This window comes from Rhizobium sp. B230/85, assembly GCF_019355735.1.
GTDB lineage: Bacteria > Pseudomonadota > Alphaproteobacteria > Rhizobiales > Rhizobiaceae > Rhizobium > Rhizobium rhododendri.
Genome location: NZ_CP072160.1, coordinates 112,593 through 138,393, shown reverse-complemented (window position 1 = coordinate 138,393; position 25,801 = coordinate 112,593). Strand labels below are relative to the sequence as shown.

General features: G+C 53.2%; 23 protein-coding genes and 4 pseudogenes. 5 read left to right on the top strand and 22 right to left on the bottom strand.

The genetic code is table 11. The features are described 5' to 3' along the window. Positions 1-50: 50 nt before the first annotated feature. From virB11 to J5289_RS29670, 14 genes are all read right to left on the bottom strand, one after another. Entirely contained in the window at positions 51-1,091 is a 1,041-nt protein-coding gene (virB11, locus tag J5289_RS28405) for a P-type DNA transfer ATPase VirB11 (RefSeq protein WP_209207820.1), read from the bottom strand. 13 nt (positions 1,092-1,104) lie between these two features. Next, a complete protein-coding gene (virB10, locus tag J5289_RS28400; RefSeq protein WP_209207819.1) occupies positions 1,105-2,247 on the bottom strand; it encodes a type IV secretion system protein VirB10 in 1,143 nt (380 codons plus the stop codon). Then, positions 2,244-3,125, bottom strand: coding sequence for a P-type conjugative transfer protein VirB9 (gene virB9, locus J5289_RS28395; protein ID WP_209207818.1), 882 nt, complete (start codon positions 3,123-3,125; stop codon positions 2,244-2,246). The genes virB10 and virB9 overlap by 4 nt, the downstream gene beginning before the upstream one ends. Next, on the bottom strand, positions 3,122-3,835 hold the full coding sequence (locus J5289_RS28390) for a type IV secretion system protein VirB8 (RefSeq protein WP_209207817.1): 714 nt from the start codon (positions 3,833-3,835) through the stop codon (positions 3,122-3,124). The genes virB9 and J5289_RS28390 overlap by 4 nt, the downstream gene beginning before the upstream one ends. Then, positions 3,832-3,990, bottom strand: a complete 159-nt coding sequence (locus tag J5289_RS28385) for a type IV secretion system lipoprotein VirB7 (RefSeq protein WP_209207816.1) — start codon at positions 3,988-3,990, stop codon at positions 3,832-3,834. Before J5289_RS28385 ends, J5289_RS28390 begins: the two co-directional genes overlap by 4 nt. Next, entirely contained in the window at positions 3,987-4,922 is a 936-nt protein-coding gene (locus tag J5289_RS28380) for a type IV secretion system protein (RefSeq protein ID WP_209207815.1), read from the bottom strand. Before J5289_RS28380 ends, J5289_RS28385 begins: the two co-directional genes overlap by 4 nt. Before the next feature lie 144 nt (positions 4,923-5,066). Beyond that, the gene (gene virB5, locus J5289_RS28375; protein ID WP_209207814.1) at positions 5,067-5,729 is read right to left on the bottom strand and encodes a pilin minor subunit VirB5; all 663 of its coding nucleotides are present in this window, start codon (positions 5,727-5,729) and stop codon (positions 5,067-5,069) included. A 249-nt stretch (positions 5,730-5,978) separates the two neighbouring features. Continuing rightward, a complete protein-coding gene (locus J5289_RS28370; protein WP_209207813.1) occupies positions 5,979-8,348 on the bottom strand; it encodes a VirB4 family type IV secretion/conjugal transfer ATPase in 2,370 nt (789 codons plus the stop codon). Further along, complete coding sequence (locus tag J5289_RS28365) at positions 8,348-8,674, bottom strand: type IV secretion system protein VirB3 (protein ID WP_142832338.1); 327 nt, start codon at positions 8,672-8,674, stop codon at positions 8,348-8,350. The genes J5289_RS28370 and J5289_RS28365 overlap by 1 nt, the downstream gene beginning before the upstream one ends. Then, the gene (gene virB2 / locus J5289_RS28360) at positions 8,674-9,039 is read right to left on the bottom strand and encodes a pilin major subunit VirB2 (RefSeq protein WP_209207812.1); all 366 of its coding nucleotides are present in this window, start codon (positions 9,037-9,039) and stop codon (positions 8,674-8,676) included. The genes J5289_RS28365 and virB2 overlap by 1 nt, the downstream gene beginning before the upstream one ends. Next, complete coding sequence (locus tag J5289_RS28355) at positions 9,036-9,752, bottom strand: type IV secretion system lytic transglycosylase VirB1 (protein ID WP_209207811.1); 717 nt, start codon at positions 9,750-9,752, stop codon at positions 9,036-9,038. Before J5289_RS28355 ends, virB2 begins: the two co-directional genes overlap by 4 nt. A gap of 249 nt (positions 9,753-10,001) precedes the next feature. Beyond that, complete coding sequence (locus J5289_RS28350; RefSeq protein ID WP_209207810.1) at positions 10,002-10,202, bottom strand: hypothetical protein; 201 nt, start codon at positions 10,200-10,202, stop codon at positions 10,002-10,004. Positions 10,203-10,612: 410 nt separating this feature from the next. Next, positions 10,613-11,431: an IS5 family transposase gene (locus tag J5289_RS28345; RefSeq protein WP_219276561.1), complete on the bottom strand. Its 819-nt coding sequence runs from the start codon at positions 11,429-11,431 to the stop codon at positions 10,613-10,615. 369 nt (positions 11,432-11,800) lie between these two features. Beyond that, entirely contained in the window at positions 11,801-12,151 is a 351-nt protein-coding gene (locus J5289_RS29670) for a hypothetical protein (RefSeq protein ID WP_257625547.1), read from the bottom strand. Here J5289_RS29670 and J5289_RS28335 point away from each other — a divergent pair. Further along, positions 12,129-13,286 (top strand): IS630 family transposase, encoded by a 1,158-nt coding sequence (locus tag J5289_RS28335; RefSeq protein WP_257625546.1) that lies wholly within the window; start codon positions 12,129-12,131, stop codon positions 13,284-13,286. The two genes, J5289_RS29670 and J5289_RS28335, sit on opposite strands and share 23 nt — an antisense overlap. A gap of 358 nt (positions 13,287-13,644) precedes the next feature. Here J5289_RS28335 and J5289_RS28330 read toward each other — a convergent pair. After that, positions 13,645-14,558 (bottom strand): annotated as a pseudogene (locus tag J5289_RS28330) (IS3 family transposase); the annotation flags it as partial. Between the two features lie 79 nt (positions 14,559-14,637). Here J5289_RS28330 and J5289_RS28325 point away from each other — a divergent pair. Then, a complete protein-coding gene (locus tag J5289_RS28325) occupies positions 14,638-15,762 on the top strand; it encodes an IS5 family transposase (RefSeq protein WP_219276660.1) in 1,125 nt (374 codons plus the stop codon). A 139-nt stretch (positions 15,763-15,901) separates the two neighbouring features. Here J5289_RS28325 and J5289_RS28320 read toward each other — a convergent pair. From J5289_RS28320 to J5289_RS28310, 3 genes and pseudogenes are all read right to left on the bottom strand, one after another. Beyond that, positions 15,902-16,078: pseudogene (locus J5289_RS28320) on the bottom strand (transposase); the annotation flags it as partial. 71 nt (positions 16,079-16,149) lie between these two features. After that, positions 16,150-16,724 (bottom strand): annotated as a pseudogene (locus J5289_RS29665) (IS3 family transposase); the annotation flags it as partial. A 447-nt stretch (positions 16,725-17,171) separates the two neighbouring features. Further along, positions 17,172-18,179, bottom strand: coding sequence for a hypothetical protein (locus J5289_RS28310; RefSeq protein ID WP_209207727.1), 1,008 nt, complete (start codon positions 18,177-18,179; stop codon positions 17,172-17,174). Positions 18,180-18,225: 46 nt separating this feature from the next. Here J5289_RS28310 and J5289_RS28305 point away from each other — a divergent pair, with 46 nt between their 5' ends. Both J5289_RS28305 and J5289_RS28300 read left to right on the top strand, forming a co-directional pair. Beyond that, positions 18,226-18,645: a hypothetical protein gene (locus J5289_RS28305; RefSeq protein ID WP_209207728.1), complete on the top strand. Its 420-nt coding sequence runs from the start codon at positions 18,226-18,228 to the stop codon at positions 18,643-18,645. A gap of 250 nt (positions 18,646-18,895) precedes the next feature. Continuing rightward, positions 18,896-19,714, top strand: a complete 819-nt coding sequence (locus J5289_RS28300; protein ID WP_219276561.1) for an IS5 family transposase — start codon at positions 18,896-18,898, stop codon at positions 19,712-19,714. Positions 19,715-20,733: 1,019 nt separating this feature from the next. Here J5289_RS28300 and J5289_RS28295 read toward each other — a convergent pair. Then, positions 20,734-21,111: a hypothetical protein gene (locus tag J5289_RS28295; RefSeq protein ID WP_209207731.1), complete on the bottom strand. Its 378-nt coding sequence runs from the start codon at positions 21,109-21,111 to the stop codon at positions 20,734-20,736. A 517-nt stretch (positions 21,112-21,628) separates the two neighbouring features. Here J5289_RS28295 and J5289_RS28290 point away from each other — a divergent pair. Then, on the top strand, positions 21,629-22,237 hold the full coding sequence (locus J5289_RS28290) for a RolB family protein (RefSeq protein ID WP_209207730.1): 609 nt from the start codon (positions 21,629-21,631) through the stop codon (positions 22,235-22,237). A gap of 146 nt (positions 22,238-22,383) precedes the next feature. Here the strand turns inward: J5289_RS28290 and J5289_RS28285 are convergent. From J5289_RS28285 to J5289_RS28275, 3 genes and pseudogenes are all read right to left on the bottom strand, one after another. Then, positions 22,384-23,135, bottom strand: a protein-coding gene (locus J5289_RS28285) for an IS5 family transposase (protein WP_209207729.1) whose coding sequence is annotated in 2 segments (ribosomal slippage) — positions 22,384-22,805 and positions 22,805-23,135 — 753 coding nt in all. Because the reading frame shifts where the segments join, the coding sequence is not laid out codon by codon here. A gap of 375 nt (positions 23,136-23,510) precedes the next feature. Then, positions 23,511-24,698, bottom strand: coding sequence for an IS91 family transposase (locus J5289_RS28280; RefSeq protein ID WP_219276671.1), 1,188 nt, complete (start codon positions 24,696-24,698; stop codon positions 23,511-23,513). A 4-nt stretch (positions 24,699-24,702) separates the two neighbouring features. Next, positions 24,703-25,565 (bottom strand): annotated as a pseudogene (locus tag J5289_RS28275) (tyrosine-type recombinase/integrase). Positions 25,566-25,801: the final 236 nt, after the last annotated feature.

Here is a 25,801-nt window from a genome sequence, read left to right as displayed (position 1 = left end):
CAGACCACCCGGCGCTCGCCATAAATTCATTTCTTTAGCATTGCTTATCTTCAGTGCTGCACAAGAAGATCGGCTACGGTTTCCCCTCGCCTGCGCGCATCAGCTGCCAGCCATATCTCTCCGACTTCAAACGTGTCGTTGTGTGAACGAAAGGGCACGATGACATCAATGACAGCCGAGAGCATATCCATCAGCGTGCGATCTTCCAAAGCCGCGCCCTGCGGGCTAGCCTTGACCAGCGAAAACAATTTCTTGAACCCTTGAACGGGATTTGCACCATGAATTGTCGAAATCGAACCTGGGTGTCCTGAAACAACTTCACTGAGATAAGCCCAGGCTGCGTCATCACGCATCTCACCGAGCAAAATCCTGTCCGGCCGCATCCGCAGGCTCGCCTGCAAGAGGTGCTCGGCGGTAACCGCCCCTAGCCCCGCACCGTTTTTGGAATAAAGCAGCCGCACGTGATTCTCGTGAGGGATTGTTAGTTCGAGAGTATCTTCAATGGTGATCAACCTTTCATGGGAAGGAATAGCTCCGATCAACGTCTTGCTCATCGTCGTCTTCCCACTGCCCGTCGGTCCGCAAAGCAGTATGGTAAGCCGACCTGTTACGCATTCATGCAGAAAGGCTTCCAGATCTCCCGTATCGTAGTGAGACAAAATCTTTTGATCTTTATGCTGCTGACCAAGCGTGCGCGCATGCCACTGGTTCCAACGCGAGACGTCATAGCGTGACGAAACCTCATTCAAGGCCGAAACCCGCGAGCCTGGGCGGCGTATGGTTAAACTCAGAGTTCCGGACGGAACCGTCGGCGGCAGGCATATCTGTAGCCGTTCGCCATTGGGAAGTTCGGTAGAACACAGGGGATTCCTTGGCCCCACGTCTTGCTTGCGTAATGCACCGGCCAAAATGGCGATATCCTCAAGGTCATCGTAAGTGAGAGCAAGGGGATGCTTGGCAAATACTCCCGACTGGCGCACGAAGGCCTCTCCGGGTCGATTGATCGCAACCTCTTCCGTCAGGGGGTCGTCAAGCCATTCCAAAACCGGGCTCAGGAGAAAGCGCAATTGTGGGTCTGCCTCAGTGTGCATTCTGGTCTCCAGTTCACTTGCGGTTAAGACGATGTGAAGGCAGGTGCTGAGGCCGTGCATTTGCCACGCCTCCAATCACTCGCAGCTGATATATACTTGAGAAATCCAGGTCCCGTGCGACGAATATGGATACGGTGTCGCCTTGGTTCTTCTTTAACGTCGACGGAATATTAATAGTGGACTTCAGCGCAGTGTTGGCGACTTGCTCACCATTGTTTTGAAAGTTATTGAAACTTGTGCCGTCGCCGGAATGCGTGGCGAGGCTGGTTGAAGCTTGGAACGCACCTTCCACCAGACTGAGGAGAATTGCGCCGCCAAACCGCTGCCAGAAATGATTATCGACCTTGCCAGGTAAGCCTGAGCGGCCAAGCTCGTCTGTACCCGGCGAGGAAAGTGTGATGACTGCATGTCCTGGCGTTTCGGCGCGGGTCCATAGCACGAAAACGCGCTCATCACCCTGCTGCAGGCCGCGTTGAATTTCTCCCACAACAGTCGTGCCGCGGTCAAGAAGGACCACATTGCCGGTTGCTCCACGAATGTCCTGGGGCAACACGCATTTAACATAGCCGGCCAGATTGGTATCGATTGCTGTCTGAAGAATGCAGGGAATGATGTTTCCCTGCGTTATCAGGAAATCCGGATGAGGCAAACGCGCGGCCTGACTTGGCTGCAATACAGTCGGCTTCATGCGGATTGAAAGATCGTTTTCAGCAGGAGGCTCTTCCTCCCGTATGTCAGCCCCTGCCCTGTCACGCCCATGTTCGTCTTCAGAAGAAGCATTGCTCACACTGTTCTGCTCGCCCCCGCTATAAGCAAATATCGGCGTTTCCTCTGGACGCACCTCATGGCGTTCTTGAGCGCGAGGAGCAGGCAACACATCGTTTGTCTGTTGTGTAGGCGGTGGGGTGACAGTCTTAAAGGGCACATCGATCGGCGCGGGGCGAAATGGCTTTGTGTTGGCATCGATCATGCTCTCTCGAGAGGACGCATCAGTCTTCTTTTTCGAGTATGCGCCAAGCCAGATGAGCGCTAACGAAATCAACAGGACCGCAGCCGCAACGAGGAGTTTTTGAGACCCGGAGAGACGCTTCCGATGGGGATCGGAGACAATCGATCCAGATGAATCTACGTCGTGTGGCGGCTGCACATCCATCATCGCGCCTCCTTGAAGACGCGAGCAACGTCAGGCCTGACTGTGCCGGTGCCAGACTTGCGCCCAATCGGATCATATGCCGTGTTCCAGATGCACAGCACCGTGTGGCCATCTCGCAGGCGCCAGCCGCGTGAAACGGATGCGATTTCCACATAGTCGCCCTTTACGGCGTAGTTTGCTACGGCTTCCTTTCCGTCCGGGTTGACAGTATAGATCGACGGTATGCGGGTATTGCCCGGAAAGCGGAACACGGTGCTGAACCCGTTATCGAAAACCTCCAGCGGCAGCAGGGAGTGATCACCCTGAGCAACATAATGCCAGTTGCTTGTTTGGGAAGCTTCTGTGCCGAATGGCCGGTTTAACAAACTCTGCGCGCTCTGTTGGTATCGCTCTTGCGCCTTCATGCGGTCGGATGCCGCTTTCTGTTCGGCTTGCCTTCGCTGTGCCGCAGCAACGTCGGAGGGATAGGCAAACTGCACACTGTAGTAAAGATCCGCCTGATCCTTATCCAGGCGCGCCATTATTCGGCTCGAAATACTGAAAACATAACGTCGGCTTCCCGCCTCTCCCGCAGTCAGGACGATAACAGGCTGCGGCGACAGGACCTTGCTCGCCTTGAAGAAAAGATAGTTTCCACGCGGAAGCGCTGCCAGATCCTTGCTATCCGACACCGCTACGGCAGTAACGGTTTCATTGGCTGCAAAAGTCACGACCAGTGTCGCTCCGACTGCCGTGGACAGGCGCACGACCTGATCGGGACTATAGGCCAGAGATCGCATGCGCGGATCGAGCCTGCCTGCTGTGGGGGTGTCTTCCGCATATGCACTGGCCGGCAAAACGATGAGAAACCACCAGAATATGGTAAAAATCTTGGAGATCATGGTTGACTACGTCCCGTGTTCGAAACTGTATCCTCCGAGGCCTGATAGGATGTGACCATCAAGCCACCCGGATTGGTCAGTCTCATTCGTCCTGGAAGACTGGTTGTCTTTTCGTAGCGTATCGTTGCAGTCCAGGTTGTGATGACTGGTTCCTGGCCATCAAAAACCAGGGTTCGCTTGTAGCGGATCTGCTGAACGCCCGACATGATGTCGGTGGAGGCGATGTGCTCGACCTCGGCCTTACCGCGTTTTCCGATCGTCACTTGCGGCGAAGCCGGATTGGGATAGTTGAAGAATTGTTGATATTCCTGCCGCACGTTTGGCGCGCTGAGTGCAGACACGAGATCGTAGGAGTACTGTGCGGTATCCACAGTGAAGCTCTCACGCAGACGGACATATTCCCAGAGCGATGCGTTCACGACTGCCTGCTCCTGAGTAGCAGGCAACTGGGAAACCGAAACCTCACTGTCCATCGTTCCGTCTGGCCGCACCCACAGGTAAACCGGAACAAGCCTTGAAAGGGGAACCATGACAGAAATCGTGACAGCCTGTGCGACGTTTCCTAAAATCGCCAGGCAAGCAATGGCGACAAAAACCTTGGAAATACGTCTGGCTGATTTGGCGCGCGCAGTTTGAAAGGCCTCAACTTGCTTATAGTGTTCAGCCAGGGACTCGCGTTGTACCAGAAGCGCGTATTCGGCATCTTTCATGGTGTAATTCCCGCATCGTTAGGCTTGAGATCAGCGGGAGAGGGTTGCCATCGCCCTGTGTTCAAAGGAAAGATCGGCCCGCTGCACGATGCCAGTTTGTCGTTTGTCTGACATGAAGCCAGACAAAGGCTTAATATCACTAGGAAATACTTCATCGACTCCCTCCATTGGCGGATCGTGGATTTGCTGTGCCTCGATTGGTTTGCGTAATACGGCGACTGAGGCTGTTTGCGCTCTGTCCACCGCCGCTCCAGTAACTACCGCCAATATTCCCCGCGATTGCAGGAAGGGCCACAATAAGAGCGTTCCCCGTTAGAAAGAACATGTCCAGCTCGTAAAGACCAATGATCTTTGCAGCAGTGGTCCCAGCGGTGATGACTACGGTCAGGATTAGCGCCAGCCCGCCAGCTTCTGTTAGAATTACGATTGTTGCGACGATGTTCAGCAGAAGAAGAAGTATTCCGTAAGTGATAAGTTGGCCGATCCATTTTGCCGCAATATCCCGTGTGCGATCAAAAAGATAACCGACGAGCACCAGCGGCCCGATCGCGAGAAGAACCTTGGTAAGGATCCCAACGGCATCGTAGATGCCAAACGCTACCCAGAGTGTTCCATAAAAAATCCACTGTGCGCCCTGGAATGCCAGAATGTCCTGCTCGTTCTGTGGGCCTATTTCCGATGCGATTTTCTGGAAGGCGGCCTGTGCTATGGCGAATACTCCATCCAGCTGCGCGGGAATTGTCTCCAAAGGCAGGTCGGATGCACTGAATTTTTCAACGAATTTTGGAATTGTATCTTCGAAAAATGCAGCCACGTATTGGTGATAATCTGCTTGCTTGAGAACAAGGGACACCACTATCGAAACCATGATGACACGGGTGATGCCGTTGCGCGCATCAATCTCGCCACGTATCACCAGAACGCCTTGAACCATGATCCAAAGCGTGACGCAGGCTAACAGAGGAGCACTGACCGCGTTTTGTATGTCATCCAGCAAGGTGTTAAGCCCCACAGTGAACGCTGTGTCGAATACTGTGTGTATCGCAGTGAATGGAGCAGGAATGCTCAAAGAAACATTCACAGCCATCTTTCCCTCCTGTCGTTCTGAGAGAGCATCGGACCGAAAACCGATTCCCACTTTTCGGTCCGATGCTGAAGAATGCTTTTTGCCTGGAGTCAGGGTCAGAGTGAGCCAAATGAACTCTGAAGGTCATGGTTAGCTCGCCATGTTTTAATAAAGAGGCGAGAAAATCCGCGCAGTTTTTTGGTGTTCGTCTCGCTGAACAGCAGCTTCTTCGGCTTCGTGAAGGCCAGACTGCGCAGTCGTCATCGTCAGGAGGTTCGTGGCCTGAACATTCTGAATAATTGCATCGTGTATGTGCTTGAGAAGCAACCCGTTTAAAACCGTCGCTTGCATGATGTTGCGTGAACGGGAAAGCTGGCCGGCAGTCTTGCTGTTGGCATCAAGCCGCTTGTCCATCGCATCGAGATTTTCGGCGGCTACGCCGATGGCATTTGCCGCACCGGTGATTTGCTCACGCAGCAGGTCGGCCTCTGCATCACTGCCCGACACCTGCCGGTCGTTATCCGATGTAATCGCGCGCGCAACATCAGAGTTCGTTCCATCGGCAGAAAACATCTGCTTTTCGAGCATATTTGTTGAAGGATACTGATTTTTTTGATCAAGGGCACTCATCAAGCCCACAACGCCAAAAGCAGACGTCAAGACCGTGACCATGGTGATCATTTGTTCAAGATTGGAGGCCGTAGACAATGCGGTTGCTAAAGTTTCACTCTCGGTTACCGGATCGCTGACAACAAACTGAGCCTTGGTGGGAGTGGATATCAGCAGAGACGCGACAAGAACTGTTAAGCCAAATTGTGCAGTTTTCATAACATGTATCCTTTCGTCACCACATCTCACGCCGATGCCAATCTGGAAAGCGCGATGGATGGATTTGATGCCTCGGACCTCTCACTGCATCGTTGTTGGTGTGCAGTGCCCGAACGGCCGGGCGTTTATATCGGTTTTTTTGCATCTCCCGGACGAGTGTCTCGACCCGGACGATGCCAAAGGAATGCAACCGATGTGACAGCGGTTGACGGAGGCCGTGAAACGTGTTTCAGCCATGACCGTACACGCTTAATCGCCTGCTTCATGGTAGCGGTCCATAAATGTCTCGAGCCATGCTGAAGGATCCTCTCCGCAAGTCTTGCGAAGCTGATCCACAAACCGGACCGTATTGGCGCGCCCAGACAGAACGGCGACATATTCACGAATATCGCGGAGATCGAATTCGCAAATGACACTGCCACTCTCTCGCTTCAGGAGAAATTTGCGGCTGCCGATCGCCATATCCTCACGCACAGCCTGAAATTCTCTTTCGGTACATTTCAGACCGTCGATATAGGCAGCTCGGTCGGCGGTGGGCGAAGGATAGAAAATCTTCGTCATGCATTGTGCCACAAGACTGGCACCAAGACTGGATTCCAGCACGTGTTCCGGCTGTTGTGTCGCAAGGATCAACAGCCCATTGTTCTTGCGCACTGTGAGCAAGAACTTGTCGATGACCGAGGAGAATTTGGGGTTAAGCAAGTAGGCGCGGAATTCATCGCAACTCATCACAAATCGACGACCATCGACAACTTCCCCGATCCGGTGAAGAAGGTAAGCAGCAGCCGGCGCGCATACCTCCTCGTATTCCAGAAGATGTGTCATATCGAACCCTGTGATAGAGGGATCCAACCTGACGTCGTCGGTTTCCCCGTCGAAGGCCCATCCGAGCGCGTTGTTCCGGCACCAGCGTTGCAGGCGCGCGCCGGCCCCTTCTGAAGGTCCATGCAGAAGAAACTCTCGCAGACCAGCAAGCGATCTCATCTGTGGCTCGTATGACATCTGCCGTCTTATCCCGCGCTCCAGAAGTCGGTTTTCCTCCGGAGTGATGCTGCCGCGCCCATCGCTTTCGATCAGGGCCACGATCCATTGCCGCAAAAAGTCCCGGGACATCGGCGTATTGGAAAGACCGCGCAAAGGTGCCAAGCCACTTGGAACACCCCTCCTGAGAGCAAGATAGGTTCCGCCTGTCGCTCGCACCAACAATTCACCGCCTCGATCCTTGTCAAAGAACACCACAGTTCCACTGCGGCTGACCATGCTTTGCTCCAGCATTGCGAGCAGGAAAGTCATGAGCGTGGTCTTGCCGCGGCCTATCGGCCCGAATATCGCGGTCATACCGACATCATGCTCGTGCGGAATATAATCGAAAGCGGTTCCACCGTTTGTGCGGAAGCGGGCTATTGCATCCCCCCAGTGGCCGGATGATGAGCCTTCAGGGAAGTTCTCGAATGACACCAAACCGGCAAAATTGTGCGACGTGATTGCCCCTGGACGTGTGCGCCATCTCATATTCCCTGGAAGCTGCGACCAATAGGCCGCTTCCATGCCGATTCCTTCCTGGACGATGACGGCACCGGCGTCGGCCAGGCGGGTACGGGCTTTCGCTCCGCAATTTGCCAGTTGGTTGAGATCTTCGCCATAGACGCAAAGGCTCAGATGATGAGAACCCATCACGAATTCACCGCTGGCCAAGGCATCTTCTGCCTCGCCCAGCGCGCTGACCTGCGTCACAGCCTTGTCGCCGGCGCTTTGCATCTGGCTGGATTTCAGGCTCAGTTTGGCGTGGGCCTGGGCGCGCGTGAGAAAGGAAAAGCTTTGGCTCAGGACAAGCGGGAAATCCGATGATAGCAATGTATTGAGCATGCCCGGTCGGGTTTTTGCAGGATATTCCCGAAAGGAGAAGATGGAGCCGACATACCGGTCCTTAGGCGTCCTTATTTCGATAGCGCGTTTGCCGCAGATGACGCGATCCGTATAGATGGATGCGCCAAGCGATCCGCTGACCAGTGGTACCTTGGCAAAACGGCAGGTCATGATCAGCCGCAATGCTTCGCCAACCTCGCTAAACAGGACATCATTTTTGTCCCTGATCGCGAGTCGCCGCAGGCCATACATTTCGAGAGCACCGGATACCACATGCCACACGTCCTCAATGTGGCGCATCTGGTTTGCAAGATCGCTCTCCTTTTTTTTGTGAAATCTGGCAAACCTGCCCCTGACGTTGCCGAGTGCCGTGCGCGGATGGATCATAAGAGCGAGGAAATGATCGTTTCGATAGAGATTACCCGAAAGCACACGCTCTTCGAAAGCATGATCAAGACGCGCTGCAAAGATACTCCGAAAATTCCGTGGAGGCGGGGGCCTTACATCGCTATGACGGACGAGATGGGCATAGATCGACACATTGTCATCCGCGATGTTGCGGAAGAGCGTATTGAAAGCGCGTGCGCGCGCATTGCGCGTTTCATTGTCTTCCAGCTCAAAGGCAAGACCGCTGACATGCGCCATCGTCATAATCGATCCGTCTGCGAGAAGCACGACATTGTCATTGAGATGACCGACATAAGGGAGATATATTTCGCCAGATCTCTCAGCTGTACCACTATTGCCAAGCATCAGGCTATTCCTCTTCCCCGCTTTGGTACCTTGATTGGATTGGGGCTAACACTGGCTCCTCCCCAAGTCGCTCCATCGACACTCCTGCCCGCCGTCTGCAAGAACAGCAAAACAACACTGGCGGCGTTGTAGTCACGCTCGACAATAAGCCGCGCGGCAAGCCACAACGGAATAAGGATCATTTCGTAAAGCGGGTTCTGAACTATGACGATGACAAACCCCGCCATCATCATGAACAATCCGGCCATTGTAAGCGGGACGCCTAGAAACAGCGCAGGCCGTGTAGCTGCCAGATAGAGAGTTGATTCCTCTAAACGTTCTCTCATCAGCCGCCACCTCCCGTAAGCGTCTGCCCCAGAAAACTGGCACCAAACATGATCACGATGCCTCCGACAACGCCGGCGACTAGACCGAGCGAGGCACGACCGAACATCCAGGACACACCGATGGCAACAATCCCGAGTACCGCGAGCGACTGCCCAAAAGGACCAAGGATAAACGTACATATGTTGTTTACCATAGCCGTCGGGTCAGTCCCCCCCGAAGCCTGTGCCGCAGCCGGTCTTGATAAGACGGCGCTTATTGCGACAGTCGTTACAACGGCCCGGACACAGGTAGCGACATGCCGCACTGCCCGCTGCACAGCGCAAAAAAACTTTGATTGTTGTCTGTCGTCCAATGCATGCATCATGCACCTCCATCCTTTAAGTCGAGCAAGATCTGGTTTTTATGTTCAGAAACAGGCGGATCAGAACCACGAAGATCGGGCGGTACGGATGGCAGACGCTGCTGATCGTAGGTCTCCCAAACGTTCCACGTCTCTTCGTTCCTGTCGTCACCATTTTCGTTTTTTGAAACGTCACTCAATGCTGGAACAAGTTGTTGGGCTGCAACTTCAACCCTGCGAACATATCCGTTTGCAAACCCATCTTGCGGATCGCCGGTGTTGTACATCGAGAGCGCTTGACGCAGAGATTGTTGCCTTTCCTTGGTCGTCGTGCCTCCACGGTAACTCTTGACGAGAATCCTGGCTGCAGCTGATAAGGACGGGCACGGCTCAAAGGCTTCTCCGATTGACAGGCGCAAGGTCGAGAAATTCGCTGAGTTGATTTGCATTAACCCGACATCAATGGAATGACCCGCCTGAAGTCGATCGCTGGCGCCGCGAATGGCTCGCGCCTGCTCATTCCAGTGAAGGGTCTCGCCCGTCGTGTTGTCGTGCATGACGAGCGGATCCAGCTGGCTTTCAACCTTAGCAATTGCCGCAAGCGTAGAAGACGCGACAGATGGCCCGCACTCTTGAGCGTAGCGGTCGAATGTCATCAAAGAAAGGGGAGCCGCCGCTGCGGGCTGAATCATCAATGCCCACAAAATCGTGGAGAAACCGCCTGTCGTTTTCAACATGCACAATATCCTCACATCCGTTACCGCCGTTGCCCCCTGGTGAAAGGAAAGATTACAACTGACGAGATTGATTGTGCGAGTAGCCTGTTACATTTCGATTTTGAAACACTGACTTCATGTTTCAATTGAAGGACGAGCGCAATGCAATGAAGTTTGACTTAATGTTTGTCGTCAACCAGAGGTTTGCTTTAGTTATACCAGCGCTCAATAATCAGAACCCATGTGCCCATTTAAGGCGACCTATGGAGATTATGCGCCATGGCTGCCTTTCAAGATTCCGCCGGGCGTCGCGCGATGGTCGACAATATCTTGGAAGGATTCGAAAACCTGGTTCAAGAGCCCGTTCTGGCGCATCAGCTGGCAGAGGTTTTCGACCGGGTTCAACTCAGGCGACTTTGACGGCAGGGGCAGGATCGTGATGTTTTCAGGAACCACGAGATTGTTGGACATTTGCTATCCCGCCTCATTTATGATGATGGTGGCGTGCGCGTCGTCAGCGATATGACGGAAGATTTAGAGACGTCCTCCTCTGCCTGGCCCTTGATCGCTTGTCGCGAGACCTTGAGCATATCGCGAAAGTGTTGAAGCTGTTGCACTTTTATGAAATCGAACTCTGGAGTAACCGGTGATTCCCCACATTGTCGTCAAACGCCTGTTGTGTGATCGACATACCATGGACGAGCGACAAGGAGTTTCTCTATGGAGTCTACGTTGAAGGTCGTCACAACGCGACGGAGTGTAAACCCAAGACTCTCTTGAAAACTGGAGGGAAGATGGGTCTCAGGTCACGAAGCTAGCGCCGCTTACTCCTGCATCGACAAATGTCTGATAAAGCGTCCAGCCACGCTCTAAGAGTCTGTTCAAGAAAGCGGGTATCGAGCGAGCCTTCTTGTCATGAGCTTGATCATTGCTGTTTGGATGAAGGCTAGGCTTGTGGCCGAGAAACGCTCGAAATCCTTTGCCATTCGGCGGTTTATGCCGAGCCACGCCAGCGTTCGTTCGACAATCCATCGCTTTGGTAGCACCTGGAAACCGGCCTGGTTTCGTTTGATAATCTCCATCGGTCGCGGGCTGGCCTCTTCTACTGTTGTGCCCTGATAGCCGCCGTCGCCGCAGATTTTCTCGATAAAGGGAAAACGGTTGGCGAGCCTGTCGAAAACAAGTGCTGCTCCATCACGATCCTGAATTCCTGCCGAGTGGACCTCGGCTTTCAGAAGCATGCCAAGAGTATCGACCAGAATGTGCCGCTTGCGGCCCTTGATCTTCTTACCCGCATCATAGCCGATATCGAGACGAGCATCCGGGCCGGTCTTCACTGATTGGCTATCGATGATGGCAAATGACGGTTGCTCTTCTCGCCCCTCAAGCTGCCGCGTTCGGCAGTAGAGCGCGTCATGGATACGACGCCACGTCCCGTCCCGGCAAAACCGTTTGAAATAATGGTAGACCGTGCTCTTCGGTGGAAAATCATGCGGCAGCAATGCCCATTGGCAGCCTGACTGCAGCAGATAAAAAATCGCGTCCATCACCGCCCGAAGCGACGTCTTGCGTCTGCGGCCCAGTCGAGGCTGCCTCGGCATGAGGGGCTCGATCAAGCTCCACTCACGGTCATTCAGATCACTTGCGTAGCGCATGCGGCTTCTGTCATGGTGACGCCGGGTGAAGGGTGTCCAGGCCATTCGATCTCTCCGTATTTGTCGCAAAATACAAAGAATCTGATTGCCGCCCTTCACTCAACCCCGCGCACGCCCGCCATTCTTGAACAGACACTAAAACAAATGACGTTGCCAAATCGATCTGGGTTTCAATGGACGCAGGGTTCTGCTGATCGTAAGCATCCGGCGAAGCTTGCAATTACCCACATCTGAGTGTCGCTGCGATTTCGGCTCCGAGGCGAATGTCCGTCAGCCGGCTGAGACCGCGCCAGACGACCGTATTTCCCGGAGGCGGATCTGAAGCTCTTGCAACATAACCACCCAAACGGGCGAGTTTGGTGAGATAGAAATTCAGCGATCCCGGCGTCGCTTGTCGGTTACCTGCGTTGCTGATCATTCGATCAAGAATTTCAATTTCCTGTTCGGTGAGAGCCGCAGTTGGCGGTATTTCGGGCGCACTGCGCGCGGCATTGTCAACCAGAGCACCCTCCAGCTCATAGTGCAGAACATGGCGACAAGGTTTGCCAGTCGGTCGGCCGTTCGTAATCGTGCATCTTCAGCCCGGCAGCCCGACTTCAGGATCTTATGGAAGACCTCAATCTTCCAGCGCATCGCGTACCATTTGATTTTTTCGACGGCATCGTCGCAGCTATTGGTTACCGCCTGACATAAGAGTCCTGTATGGGATTCCATTTGCTGGGTTGGCATGCGAGTCTGGCGCATGCGCACAGGAATATCGTTCACCGTTTCGCCAACAGATCACCAACGCCTGATGGCCTTGACCAGGGATCGCAATGCGCCCCAAAAGCACGTCTGGCGGGCCGAGATCATCCTGCTGAGTGCCGATGGCGTCGGGACTGTCGAGATTATGCGCCAGACCGGCAAATCGAAGACCTGCGTATGGCGCTGGCAAGAGCGCTTCGCCACAGAAGGCGTCGAGGGTCTCCTGCGCGACAAGACGCGGCCGTCGCGTATTGTGCGGCTCGGACCCGATGTCGCCGAGCGTGTGGTGGCCCTGACGCTGGCTGATCCGCCGGGCGAGACGACGCACTGGACGGCCGACATGATGGCGACGGCCGCCGGCATCAGCGCCAGCGCAGTCAGGCGTATCTGGAAAGCGCATGGCCTCGCACCTCATCGGTGGCGGCAGTTCAAATTGTCCAACGACCCGAAATTCGTCGACAAGCTGCGAGACGTTGTCGGCCTCTATGTTGATCCGCCAGCCCACGCCGTCGTGTTGTCGGTCGATGAGAAAAGCCAAATCCAGGCGCTCGACCGCACCCAGCCGGGCCTGCCGATGAAGAAGGGTCGGCTCGGCACCATGACCCACGACTACAAGCGGCACGGCACAACCACGCTGTTTGCCGCCCTCAACGTGCTCGACGGCACCGTCATCGGCCGCAACATGCAGCGTCATCGTCATCAGGAGTTCATCCGCTTCCTCAACGCCATTAACGCCCAGGTGCCGGACGACAAGGCCGTCCACGTCATCCTCGACAACTATGCTGCCCACAAGCATCCCAAGGTGAGAGCCTGGCTCGACCGTCACGAGCGTTTCACCTTCCACTTCACTCCGACTTCAAGCTCATGGCTCAACGCGGTGGAGGGTTTCTTCGCCAGGCTGTCGAAGCGGCGTCTGAAACGCGGCGTTTTCCATTCCGTCGTCGATCTCCAGGCCGCCATCAACCGTTTCCTCGTTGAGCACAACAAAAAGCCAAAGCCCTTCACTTGGACCGCCGATCCCGACAAAATCATCGCCGCCGTTAAACGCGGGCACCAAGCGTTAGATTCCATCCACTATGTACCTCAAGATCGGTCAGTAGCTTCCACTCGATGCGCTTGCGGCCGGCCGGAGGGTTGGGCTCCACCGCGTGGATGACCGTCAGATCCAAAGCAGGATATCGTTTCTTCTTGCCGATGGGCGGCAACACCCGGATCCGTTTGAATCGGATATCCAGGTCGACTTTAGTGACCTCCTCGGTATCGGCGCGAACTTCGATAAGGTGCCGTCCGGCAGTTTCAACGTGAGCGTCCGGTGAGCTGTTTTTGCTGATCGGGCAAATCAGGCGATGTTCTGGCATTCGAACCAGCATTAGTGCTGACATTAATACCAGAACAAAGAGGTTTCATGGCTCGCATAGAGATTATGTCCGGTACCGAACGCAGACGGCGTTGGTCGGACGAGGCGAAGCTGAGGAGGTAATCCCCCCGTTTCTAACGGGGCTCGGCAGTAGAATTCACGCAGCCATTTTCAGTTTCTGTGCGGGCGTGATGCCGCCAATGCCCATATTGGGCCGTTCGTTGTTATAGGTCCATAGCCATTGTGTGGCGAATTCCTGTGCCTCCTCGATGCTTACGATGATGTATTGGTCGAGCCATTCGTGCCGGACGGTGCGATTGTAGCGCTCAACATAGGCGTTCTGTTGCGGCTTGCCTGGCTGGATATGGTTCAAGGCGATGCCTTGGTTCTCAGCCCATTCCATGAGTTTGCCGCTGATATATTCCGGGCCATTGTCGACACGGATGGCGAACGGTTTTCCCCGCCATTCGATGATTTGGTTGAGGCTCCGGATGACGCGCTCGGCAGGTAGCGAAAAATCCACCTCGATGCCCAGCCCCTCCCGGTTGAAGTCGTCCAGGACGTTGAGCAGCCGGAACTGCCTACCGTCCTCCAGGCGGTCTGCCATGAAGTCCATCGACCACACCATGTTCGGCGCTTCTGGCACAGCCAAGGCATCGGGCTTGTCCCGCTTCAATCGCTTGCGTGGCTTGATCCTGAGGTTCAATTCCAGTTCGCGGTAGATGCGATAGACCCGTTTATGGTTCCAACGGTGCCCCTGAACATTCCGCAGGTAAAGGAAGCAAAGGCCGAAGCCCCATGTCTTCTTTGCCCGCGTCAACCCGATGAGGAGATCGGCGATCTGCTCGTTCTCGTCATTCAGCTTGGCGCTGTAACGATAGCAGGTCTCGCTGACCTCGAAGGTGCGGCAGGCCAACGCAATGCTGACCCCACGTAGCGCCACTGTTTTCGCAGCCATCTCCCGGCGTTGAGATGGCTGCGTCATTTTTTTCCGAGAGCCTCCTTCAGCAGTTCTGCCTGCATGCTCATCTCGGCATACATTTTCTTCAGCCGACGGTTCTCATCCTCTAACAGGATGCGGAAAAAGGCCCTTGCTGTGAACGGACTGCCATGATTCCATGCCTGAGTGATTGGTCGGCAGGAGCAGGACATGCGCGGTAATGATATCCAGACGGCGGTTTTGTTTTCTTATGTGAGCTGCGAAGCCCGGGTTCCGACAAGCCATCCGCTGCGGGCGATCCGCGCGATTGTAGACGAGGCGCTGGAAGTTTTGTCGCCGGATTTCGAGGCGATGTATTCAGCGATCGGCCGTCCGTCGATCCCGCCGGAGAAGCTGCTGCGCGCTCTGTTGTTGCAGGCCTTTTACACGATCCGCTCGGAGCGTCAGCTCATGGAGCAGATGGACTACAATCTGCTGTTCCGCTGGTTCGTCGGCTTGTCGATGGACGCGCCGATCTGGGACGTCACCGTGTTCACCAAGAACCGTGAGCGGCTCTTGGCTGGCGATATCGCCGCCAAGTTTCTGGCCGCGTTGCTGAGCCAGCCGCGGGTGAAAGCATTGCTGTCAGACGACCACTTCTCGGTGGACGGCACCTTGATCGAAGCCTGGGCCAGCATGAAGAGCTTCAAGCCCAAGGACGACACAGATGGTGGCGACACCGACGGCAGCGGCTCTGGCGCTGAAGAGAAACAGCCGCCAGAAGCCAAAGGCCGCAACTCTGAGCGCGATTTCCACGGCGAGAAGCGCAGCAACGCAACCCACGCATCGACCACCGACCCGGACGCCAGGCTTTATAAGAAGGCCCGTGGCCAGGCGGCCAGGCTTTGCCACATGGGCCACGTCACCATGGAAAACCGCAATGGTTTGGTTGTTGACGCCACGCTGACCCATGCGACCGGAACCGCCGAGCGCGAGGCGGCACTGGATATGGTGGGCCGCATGGATGGTCGTCATCGCATCACATTGGCTGCAGACAAAGCCTACGATACGGCCGATTTCGTTGCTGCCTTGCGGGACGCAAAGGTGACGCCACACGTCGCCCAAAACACGACGAACCGACGCTCGGCCATCGACGGTCGCACCACCCATCACCCTGGCTACGCTGTCAGTCAGCGCATTCGCAAGCGTATCGAGGAAGTGTTCGGTTGGGCCAAGACCAGCGGCGGAATGCGTAAGACCCGCCATCGTGGAAAGGATCGCGTCGGCTGGATGTTCACACTGACAGCCACCGCTTATAATCTGGTGAGGCTGCCAAAGCTGCTGGCGACAGCCTAATCGCGCCCGGAATCCGCCGAACCAGGCGGATGACGACAAAATGGGCCGACAACGGCCGCTGAAAAAGCCTCATCACGGCCTGTCTTCGAGCCGTCTAGCCAGGATCGGCGGAAAAATCGGCGCTATTTCCGCGACCTGCTAAAGCCTTCATCTGGCTAATCATCGACGCATCCATGCCGCCATATTTGGAACGCCATTTGTAAAAGGACGCCGTGCTCATTCCATGTTCCCGGCAAAGCTCGGGCACCGGCACCCCACCCTCCGCCTGGCGAAGGATGGCAAGGATTTGGGGTTCGCTAAATCTGCTCGTCTTCATCAAAATCTCCTCGTTCATATTGCCGAGAAAATTCTACTTTTGAAGCCCGTTAATTGCCGGGGGGATTACCCCTTGATGCCCATCTTCTTCATCAGCGTGCCTCCATCCAGCCGCCCAGCTTCGAGCCCTTTTCCTCTTAAGAGCCCTTGCGACACATCCGCATCCCGGCAAAGAGGTAGTCGAGATGCAACTCGTCAATCCGGCGGATCAGGGCCAGATAACCGTCAGGCACTGCAGGAAGTAGATAATAGATTGTGCCAGGGCTGAAGCCGAGAAGCTTCGCCTGGCACGACCGGCAACTTATGCTCGAGGTCGATCATTTCTTTCCGCCCAGCAATCCCGCCTTGCCGAGCGCTCAGGCCAAAAAGACTTTTTTCAGTTTCAGTTCGCTTATTTTGGCGTGCAGCGTTTTGTCGTCGACGGTTGGACCTGCTGGTCCAGCCTCAGTTTCATCGCCAAAAACACCTATCGTCTCCTCAAGGAGTTGTTCCTCCACTGTTAATCCGGTTGGCGTGGACCTCAAACTGCTGGATAATTCCACCAGTGTTTGCTCGCTCGGAATGGCGGCGATCGCGACTCCTGACTTGAAAGCCGGGCTTTGGTTCCGGCGCGGTCGTCTTGCCATGGCATCTCCTGTTTCTCGCATCTAATCCGAAGTCAGGCAGAAATTCCACTTATCCCCCTGTGCAGATTTCCCGAGCCACCTCACGGATGCACGGATGCACGGATGCACGGATGCACGGATGCACGGATGCACGGATGCACGGATGCACGGATGCGACATTCCAATATATCCTGTCAAACAAACAATTCTCCACACCGCGATCTTGAAGAAAAAAATGAACAGTCCGCGACATCGACGACATGTCTCAATTTGGAGTTCGATAAGAATTCACGACGCGCACGATATCTATGAAACGTGGGTCCGCACGTTTTAATGTTCGAGAGCCAACTTAGTGTTTGTCGGGAAAAAGTTGAATCCGGTTTTCGGATCAAACCAAAAGATGTTTTCAGATTTTAGATAGCACCCTAAAGGAGGAATACGAGAAGTTAATATTTATTCAATAAAAAACTGAAATACATATTTTCATCCTCATGGAACTACATTATTTTTTCCAGAGGATTTTCCCGTAATCCGGGATACGTATTTTTGACAGGCAAGCCCTACGTACAAAAATCCCTCCCCCCAAAGTTTAGGGTAGAGGCTGAGATAAAACAGAACTGCGAATGTGATGGCGAATTTTATGTTCAAAAAGCCAACGAACAACGCCTCTCTGGTGATAATCCAATAAATCAAATTGACGACCATCAAGAGGGTGCTCGGAAATGTTGGCCCAGCAGTAATGGTGAACAGGCGCAAAAGATCTTCAAGGCTTTGGGATGGATCCCAAACATCAACTGCAGTTCTGATGGTCAAGGGACCAAAATAAGCAATCGCAACAAGGCCGGCGTAGGGATCGACTGGAAAGGCTGATGTGCAAATCAAACTCCCGATGGCAATGACCGCAATTAAAATTGAAAACTTGCCGGCAAAATTCTTTTGGACGGCTTCTTTTGTCTCTGTATGACTAATCCAGTGCAGACCTTTTGCCACATCCTCATGATCCTGCTTATAGTAACTTGTCTGCCCCCCAAATCGATTTCCGAGTTGGTAAATCTCAAACTCGGCATAGATGAGAGCGTTGCAACGTGACAGACTAACTTGACATTCAACAATCTCTGACTTTTCGAGGCTCGACAGCCTCAACGCCCTTAAACGCTTGGAATAATATAAATCGTACAGATTTTTCCAATTGTGCATTAGGACTTGCCAGAGGATGCAGATAACTGCTTTCCAGGATATATTGCTCACACCTTTGAAAGCTGTCCGTCGGAAACCTGAATCTACCAGGGCGGAAATGCCGAACAAAATCGTTGGAAGAATACCGAGGAAGCGCTGCAGGATGATGAAGCGCGCAAGCCTTTCATCCGCCCAGGGAAAATCCAATATCGCGATTGCCATGAGCTGATTTTGCAATCTGATCGGTCCCGAACGGAACACAGCAATGACTGCTCCGAGGAAAACGGAAACAGTATCGGGGACGATAACACCGAGTTGCATCAACCAGCATCCAAATCCAGAAGATTATTCTCTCCCGGATCCCCATTTGGACGCCTTCACGCCAACGCATCTCCTGTCTTTTTATACAGGAAATATTGGCATTCAGATAAGTCGCAGCGACATTCGGCAGGTAGGGCAGCTTCGTGATGCGATCCAGAACCGTATCGCGCTCTACCCGGTTCCAGGCGACCAACATGGCGCGTTGCGGGGGCGACATATTGTTCAGAATAGATTTCCACTCATCCATCATCTTCCGGTTTTGTCCCGTTTCCTGCACCGTAAGGTCACTGCTACCAGCTTCAGGATCTACACGGTCAACCAATCTGACCACGGTTTTTTCGGGAGGATCCGTCTTGGTGAGGATGTCGATTGCATCTTTCAGATTGCTCGGAAATTCATCATCCGCCCCCCTATCACAGAAGCAAGCACGCTTTTCCGGCTTGGCTCATCGCCTGCCAAACTGTAGCCATTGATGACCTCTAGTTCTTGGCCAGGATCAGCTTCTACGGTTATGTATGAATAGCTTCCGCCGCACATCCATGACTTTGTCAATCTCTGAACCCAGGGCTTATGCAGCAGACTGGCTTGCTTTCCCAGGAGTACTTGATCAGCGAGAGCACTCTCAGTGTCTGTTCAAGAATGGCGGGCGTGCGCGGGGTTGAGTGAAGGGCGGCAATCAGATTCTTTGTATTTTGCGACAAATACGGAGAGATCGAATGGCCTGGACACCCTTCACCCGGCGTCACCATGACAGAAGCCGCATGCGCTACGCAAGTGATCTGAATGACCGTGAGTGGAGCTTGATCGAGCCCCTCATGCCGAGGCAGCCTCGACTGGGCCGCAGACGCAAGACGTCGCTTCGGGCGGTGATGGACGCGATTTTTTATCTGCTGCAGTCAGGCTGCCAATGGGCATTGCTGCCGCATGATTTTCCACCGAAGAGCACGGTCTACCATTATTTCAAACGGTTTTGCCGGGACGGGACGTGGCGTCGTATCCATGACGCGCTCTACTGCCGAACGCGGCAGCTTGAGGGGCGAGAAGAGCAACCGTCATTTGCCATCATCGATAGCCAATCAGTGAAGACCGGCCCGGATGCTCGTCTCGATATCGGCTATGATGCGGGTAAGAAGATCAAGGGCCGCAAGCGGCACATTCTGGTCGATACTCTTGGCATGCTTCTGAAAGCCGAGGTCCACTCGGCAGGAATTCAGGATCGTGATGGAGCAGCACTTGTTTTCGACAGGCTCGCCAACCGTTTTCCCTTTATCGAGAAAATCTGCGGCGACGGCGGCTATCAGGGCACAACAGTAGAAGAGGCCAGCCCGCGACCGATGGAGATTATCAAACGAAACCAGGCCGGTTTCCAGGTGCTACCAAAGCGATGGATTGTCGAACGAACGCTGGCGTGGCTCGGCATAAACCGCCGAATGGCAAAGGATTTCGAGCGTTTCTCGGCCACAAGCCTAGCCTTCATCCAAACAGCAATGATCAAGCTCATGACAAGAAGGCTCGCTCGATACCCGCTTTCTTGAACAGACTCTCAGAGGCATTCGTCCTGCAAAAAAACTGACTTCAATATCGAATAGCAGTGATATGAAGCGATTTTTCGATGTTAATTATACTTACATATTTCCGGGGATGGCATATCACTAATTTAAAATTCGATTTATGTTTAACATAACTAATATAAATCTATTAAAGTGGGTTAGTACATGGGATATAAAAATACAGGTCCATAAACTGATATTATAACGTTAGGCTGTGAATATCATTGAAATATTCAAATTAAAAATTTTTTTAATTTTAAAGAGTCTTAGTTAAGCATAGATCGATATTTTCGTAATCTAAATTAGTGGTCATGAAAATTACGATTCAGATCGTAGCGGACCGTCATTTCAAACATTATGTCCTTTTCACCATGACTCCAACCCACCAAGAGGCTCGAAGAGGCTCCGAGATATTTTGCGTTCCGGCAATGCATGTGTAATATTCTGTTTTCGTGCTCCAGAACAATTCATTCATTTTGTATTTTTAGCGCTCTACGCATAGGGACATGTCGTCAATGAGCGTTACCACTGAGCCCGTATTGGGTACAGTGTGGCTACAAAGATTCCTGAATGCGGATTATACGCCAGCAAGTTTGAACCGGTTAGTCTTCTACGCGACAGCCGTCTTTTTTGCTCGAAAACCTAATGAGTAAGTTTTGACTGATAGGATATATCAAAATGTAATTCTTCGATTCTAAATCTGCGTTTATTAAGATACGAAGGGCATGACCGATGTCTAATTTAATATTAGAATTTATTTATAATTTAATTAAAAATTTCGTATTTAGTATTAATTTATGAGCGAGAAACATGTATTTGTAATCCCACTGAGATTTAATTTATAATACGTTACTTATAATTGGGAAACCCAAAACACTATAGAAAGACTGTATTATAAAATAGGCAAATATATCGTACACTCAGTTGCTTTTATTAATTATAGGCGTAACAATCGCTTATTTGAAGAAACTTTTTTCATGCAGATTATCCAATGGATAACTTTTTTAGAGAGCGCCATAAGCAACAATGGGGTAGAGAACATCCGCCTCATGGCATCTCGCATAGAGGCCATTCTGATTCATCAGGAGAAAGCATTCGCTTGGAAAGAGCGCTACGTAGTGGGTGTAAGCGAACCTGCTTTGTTTAATCTGCTCTGGTTCGAACGAAAGAAAGGTATCCTCCTTCTTCGAAGGGAGATAGACGACCCCGTCATAGATTCGGCGTGTAAGGTCGCTGTCCCCATACATGTAGATCAAGGCACCAGACGTTCGCATCGTTTCGCCAGTAGGCAAAATCTCGGCTTCTCCATGTAGGTCAATGAAGGCCTGAGTGGCGCTGACCAGATCGTAGGTCGACAGATCTTTTCCGATATAATTCGCCATCGCACTTTAGGAATGGTAATACTAATGACCGCCTTAAGTCACATAGCTCTCGTTATGAATATATATATATATATCAATAATCGTGTGCGCAATTATTGAAATTGTTTGTCATTCCTTTGAATAGACCCAATCACTCCTTGATTTTCGCTGATTGGAGTAATCGCTGCACATTTTGACTTTTCTAGGGGCGGCCGAATCTGTTCACATCGTGGAAAGTTTGATTTAAACCTTTTGTCAAAGGGCGGTGCTGACGCTTTCAATAAAACCCGACACACTACCGGCTCTGTCACCGAAAATTGACAAATCATCGATTACACTGGTCCCACAAGAATCTAAAGTCCGCTGAGCCATTGTCAATTAAGGCGGCGATGCGTGAAAATAGGGAGATGATTGCTATAGTACCATGGGAAAGATATACGGCTCCGTTATCTTTACGAATTGCCAACAAGGGCGTCAGCGCTTCTATAAATTCGTCGCATGAATCGTGGTGCTATCTCAAGGCATTTAGTATCTTACTATGGCGGTACCTAGATGGGCGGTTCGTGACCTGACTCAAATTTCGAATGCTCAGGAACTCTCACTTCGCTTGGAGCAGGCCCGTAACGATTTCCGGAACACTGTAGGATCAATCTGCTACTTCAACGCTTCGATACGTACTCCCGGTCAATATGACGATGAATACATATTGACCGATCAATCTTTGACTTACGTGTATGCTGATCAAGCGACTGCTCAAAGATGCGCTATGAACCGCCTTCTGCCCTCTAGTTCAAGCAACTTCGGCGCTGCGGCAACGGCCATACCGCCGTGGCTGTTAGATCCGCGGCGGTTGAACCGCCTGCTGCGAGAGGGAACTGACCAAGGGGGCTTGGTCAATTACTATGAGGGCCCACATAAAAACGCTTTTTTCCTCGCCATCATCCGAAGCAACATATTTGTACGCCCTGGGGCTGATGAGATCAATGGCGTATCTTACGACTTTTTTGCTAGAGGTGGCAACTACACTGACGGAGGAGAAGATGAAGATGAAGATGAAGATGAAGAAGTCCAGGACCGGGAGTTTCGGTTGGGTCACCTAGTCAGTTATCCGATCATTACCTGGGGCTCATGTCCGCGTTCTGCTTAATCAACGGGTCCGGATGACGTGCGACGCTCTTACGTGTGTTATGCTAAATAAATGGTTGATAACCATATTTTCGTTGAAAGTTTAAATGAACAATGTCTGTCGCAATTTAATGTGTGTTTGTGTCCTACTTTAGGGCTTGTGGGGATTCATCGTGAGTTGATCACAGCCGCGGCCAGATAGATCATCGCCTTAAAGCTCTGGTCCGTTTTACAGGCTCTCATGGCGATACGTTTGAACTCTTTGAGCTTGCAGAAGAAGTTTTCGATCAGGTGTCGCCATTTGTAAATCTCAGTGTCGATTTGGAGAGGCACCGATCGGCGTGGATGTTGTGAGATCACGATCTTCGCACCGCGTTCGTTGAGATCGGCCACAATGTTGTTGCTATCGAAAGCCTTGTCGGCAAGTAGCGCACCGAACTCGATGCCATCGATGAGCGGCGCGACGCCGACCGTGTCGAAGCGATGGCCCGGCAGCAATTCGAACCGGACCAGATTGCCTAAGGCATCGGTCAGTGCCAGGATTTTGGTTGTCATCCCGCCTTTTGAGCGACCAATGGCCTGGCTCTGAGTCCCCCTTTTGCGCCCTGACCGTGTCGGTGGACCTTGACGATGGTGGCATCCACCATGGCGTATTCCATGTTCGGCTCATCAGAGAGGGCATCAAATATCCGTTTAAAGACATCGGCTTCCCGCCAGTCACGAAACCGCCGGAACGCAGTGCTCCAATTGCCGAACGCAGCCGGAAGGTCGCGCCAAGGGCTGCCGGTACGCACGATCCAAAGCACGGCCTCGATGAATAGCCGGTTGTTGCGCCCGCTACGTCCCGGGTCCGTCGGCTTACCCAGACAATGCGGTTCTATCTTCGCCCATTGGGCGTCTGTCAGCACAAAACGATCCATCCAATGCGTGAATCATATTCGCGCTGATTTGTGAATCTGGAGGGTTATTTGAGGTCGCATGGGACAGCGCGGCGGGTTCGGGCGGCCTCATGTAAGCCGGATTGAACTAAGACGCGGGTTGTTGGACGCTGCTATGGGGAATTGAGAAGCGGCCCTATGTCGGCGGAGCCGGAACCATGCCGTCCCGATTGCTCCAAGGGTGTCGCTGATCCTGAGAATGGACATTCGGGAGCGTTTTGCCGGAGACCTTGCAACCTGTGGGCCAAATGTACCGGGATCTGAAGCGGTTCGATCTTGCGGGGGTCGAGCGATATCGATCGCCGGCACAGCGCTGGACGAGTGGGAATATGCTGTGATGGTTGCGGTTGTCTGACATCATGAAGTATCGCACCAGAAGGATGATGGCCGAGGCGGTGGTACAGGGGCAACGGTGACGCCAGTTCGACGCATGGGGCGCTGACAATCGGGGCATTCGAAGGAATGGGCCTGCTGAGATTTTGTCGAATGGGATCGCTCGCCTGTCGGTGATGGTTGGCCGAGGAGGCTTCTGCAGAGAGCGATACGATCGCGCCGATGACAATTGGCGAGGAAGCCAAAGTGGCGCATGCGGTGGAAGCCATCCGGAAGCACATGAAGGAGAAAGCGCCGGATGAACTCGTGGGGATGAAGCCACATAATCTTCTCACGGTCGCGACCGTCTCCACGATAATCCTTCCATCTGAAGGCGACATGGTCGTCATCGACATGGACGATGCGGCTGTTTGCGATGGCAACACGATGGGTGTAGCGGCCAAGATAGGCAAGTACCTGATCTGGACCGCCGAATGGGGGCTTTGAGTAGACCACCCATTCGATGCTGCGAGCGCGGGCAAGATGGCGGGCGAATGTCTTGCTATCGTTGAGATGAGCGAGTTCGTTGAAGAATTGGAGTTCGTTTTTGGCAAAGGCTTCAGCGAGAGCTGTCAGGAAGCGTCGGCGAAACAGACGTGACAGCACGCGCACGGGTAGAAAGAAGCCCGATCGGCAATTGATCCACCTTGTTCTGTCTGGTGAGAGGCCTCCGCCCGGTACGACGCAGTGGACATGGGGATGGTGGGTCATCGCCTGGCCCCAGGTGTGAAGTACGCCGGTGACGCCGATCTCTGCGCCTAGCCACTTGGGGTTAGCTGCGATGGTCTGCAGGGTCTCGGCCGAGATCTGCATCAACAATGCATAGACGACCGCCTTGTTCTGGAAGGCGATGTCAGCGACATCACGTGGTAGCGTGAAGACCACATGGAAATAGGGGACCGGCAAGAGATCGGCGATGCGTGCGTCGACCCAATCCTTGCGAGCGGCTCCCTGACACTTTGGGCAGTGGCGATTACGACATGAGTTATAGGAGATGCGGGTTCTGCCGCACTGATTGCAAGCATCGACATGACCCCCGAGCCTGGGTGTCCGGCAGGCTTCTATTGCTCCCATGACGCGTCGTTCGCTGCGGCCAAGATGACCGGCGTTCTCTCGTCTGTAAGATCCCCCATGCCACCGAAAGATGTCGGCGACTTCGAAGGCGGGACGCAACCGGCTACCCTTCCGGCGGAGTCACCTCCCATCGCAAACGGTCAAGGGGACTGGCGGTCGACCTGATGGTGTCAGTGGACACCTGTGCATAATGCGCAGTGCTGGATAGATGGGCATGGCCAAGCAAGACCTGAATGATCCGGATATCGGTGCCATTCTCCAGAAGGTGCGTTGCAAAGGAATGCCGCAACGTATGGACGTAACCCGCTTTGAAAGGCCAGTAGCGGCAACTGCTGATCGACAGGCGGCGTTCAAAACTGTCGGTTCGATTGGCCTGTCGGCATCGCGCCCTGGAAAAAGGAACCCGGTGGGTCGCGATAGGCGCCAATAACTGCGTAAAATGCCCAGCAGTTCGTTTGACAGCATCACGTATCGCGCCTTGGCACCTTTGCCATGACGAACATGGATCACCATCCGGGAACTGTCGATATCCTCGATCTTCAGACCACAGACCTCGCCGACCCTGAGGCCAGCAGCATAAGCTGTGGTCAGCGCTACCCGCGCCTTCAGACTGGAGACGGCCTCAAGGAATTGCACCACCTCGTCTGCCGATAGAATAACGGGGAGCTTGCGTGGTTCGCGCGCATACGGGATCCGATCGGGGACATCGTCTTGGCCAAGCGTGATGCCATAGAAGAATCGAAGAGCACACACGATCTGATTTAAAGATGCCCACGATATCCCCGTTGAGACAAGGTGAACCTGGAACGTGTGAATGTCGCCAAGATCAAGTCGATCAGGTGATCGGGCGAAATAGCGGCTGAACTTCCGGACTGCACTGATGTAGGATCTTTGGGTCGCCGGGGACAAATTGCGGACTGTCATGTCCTCAATCATTCGGCGGCGAAGAGGGCTTATCTCAGCCATCGGGGCCTCCTGTCTGAAGGGTGGGTTGCAACACAACCATCCTCTCAGTCAGGGCGCTCTCGTCAAAGCCCGCCACGAATCGCCGCGATCAGCGGCTTAGTTCAATCCCCACAGACCCTAGAGCATGTTTGTAACGATATCCTGTCGAATAATATTACGTTACTGTTTCCATATATGTTATATAGGTGAAATTTTAAATCATTCATCTCCCATGTGATTCTCCATAATACGTCTTC

Excerpts from the sequence above, each read along its gene's own strand:
- J5289_RS28295 (WP_209207731.1), bottom strand. The coding sequence starts at position 21,111 with ATGGCGAATTATATCGGAAAAGATCTGTCGACCTACGATCTGGTCAGC.
- J5289_RS28365 (WP_142832338.1), bottom strand. The coding sequence starts at position 8,674 with ATGAGAGAACGTTTAGAGGAATCAACTCTCTATCTGGCAGCTACACGG.
- J5289_RS28390 (WP_209207817.1), bottom strand. The coding sequence starts at position 3,835 with ATGAAAGATGCCGAATACGCGCTTCTGGTACAACGCGAGTCCCTGGCT.
- J5289_RS28350 (WP_209207810.1), bottom strand. The coding sequence starts at position 10,202 with ATGTCCAACAATCTCGTGGTTCCTGAAAACATCACGATCCTGCCCCTG.
- J5289_RS28310 (WP_209207727.1), bottom strand. The coding sequence starts at position 18,179 with ATGCAACTCGGTGTTATCGTCCCCGATACTGTTTCCGTTTTCCTCGGA.
- J5289_RS28300 (WP_219276561.1), top strand. The coding sequence starts at position 18,896 with ATGGCCTGGACACCCTTCACCCGGCGTCACCATGACAGAAGCCGCATG.
- J5289_RS28290 (WP_209207730.1), top strand. The coding sequence starts at position 21,629 with ATGGCGGTACCTAGATGGGCGGTTCGTGACCTGACTCAAATTTCGAAT.
- virB11 (WP_209207820.1), bottom strand. The coding sequence starts at position 1,091 with ATGCACACTGAGGCAGACCCACAATTGCGCTTTCTCCTGAGCCCGGTT.
- virB5 (WP_209207814.1), bottom strand. The coding sequence starts at position 5,729 with ATGAAAACTGCACAATTTGGCTTAACAGTTCTTGTCGCGTCTCTGCTG.
- J5289_RS28385 (WP_209207816.1), bottom strand. The coding sequence starts at position 3,990 with ATGAAGTATTTCCTAGTGATATTAAGCCTTTGTCTGGCTTCATGTCAG.
- virB9 (WP_209207818.1), bottom strand. The coding sequence starts at position 3,125 with ATGATCTCCAAGATTTTTACCATATTCTGGTGGTTTCTCATCGTTTTG.
- J5289_RS28370 (WP_209207813.1), bottom strand. The coding sequence starts at position 8,348 with ATGCTTGGCAATAGTGGTACAGCTGAGAGATCTGGCGAAATATATCTC.
- virB2 (WP_209207812.1), bottom strand. The coding sequence starts at position 9,039 with ATGATGCATGCATTGGACGACAGACAACAATCAAAGTTTTTTTGCGCT.
- J5289_RS28380 (WP_209207815.1), bottom strand. The coding sequence starts at position 4,922 with ATGGCTGTGAATGTTTCTTTGAGCATTCCTGCTCCATTCACTGCGATA.
- virB10 (WP_209207819.1), bottom strand. The coding sequence starts at position 2,247 with ATGATGGATGTGCAGCCGCCACACGACGTAGATTCATCTGGATCGATT.
- J5289_RS28355 (WP_209207811.1), bottom strand. The coding sequence starts at position 9,752 with ATGTTGAAAACGACAGGCGGTTTCTCCACGATTTTGTGGGCATTGATG.
- J5289_RS28325 (WP_219276660.1), top strand. The coding sequence starts at position 14,638 with ATGCGCGGTAATGATATCCAGACGGCGGTTTTGTTTTCTTATGTGAGC.
- J5289_RS28335 (WP_257625546.1), top strand. The coding sequence starts at position 12,129 with ATGCGCACAGGAATATCGTTCACCGTTTCGCCAACAGATCACCAACGC.
- J5289_RS28345 (WP_219276561.1), bottom strand. The coding sequence starts at position 11,431 with ATGGCCTGGACACCCTTCACCCGGCGTCACCATGACAGAAGCCGCATG.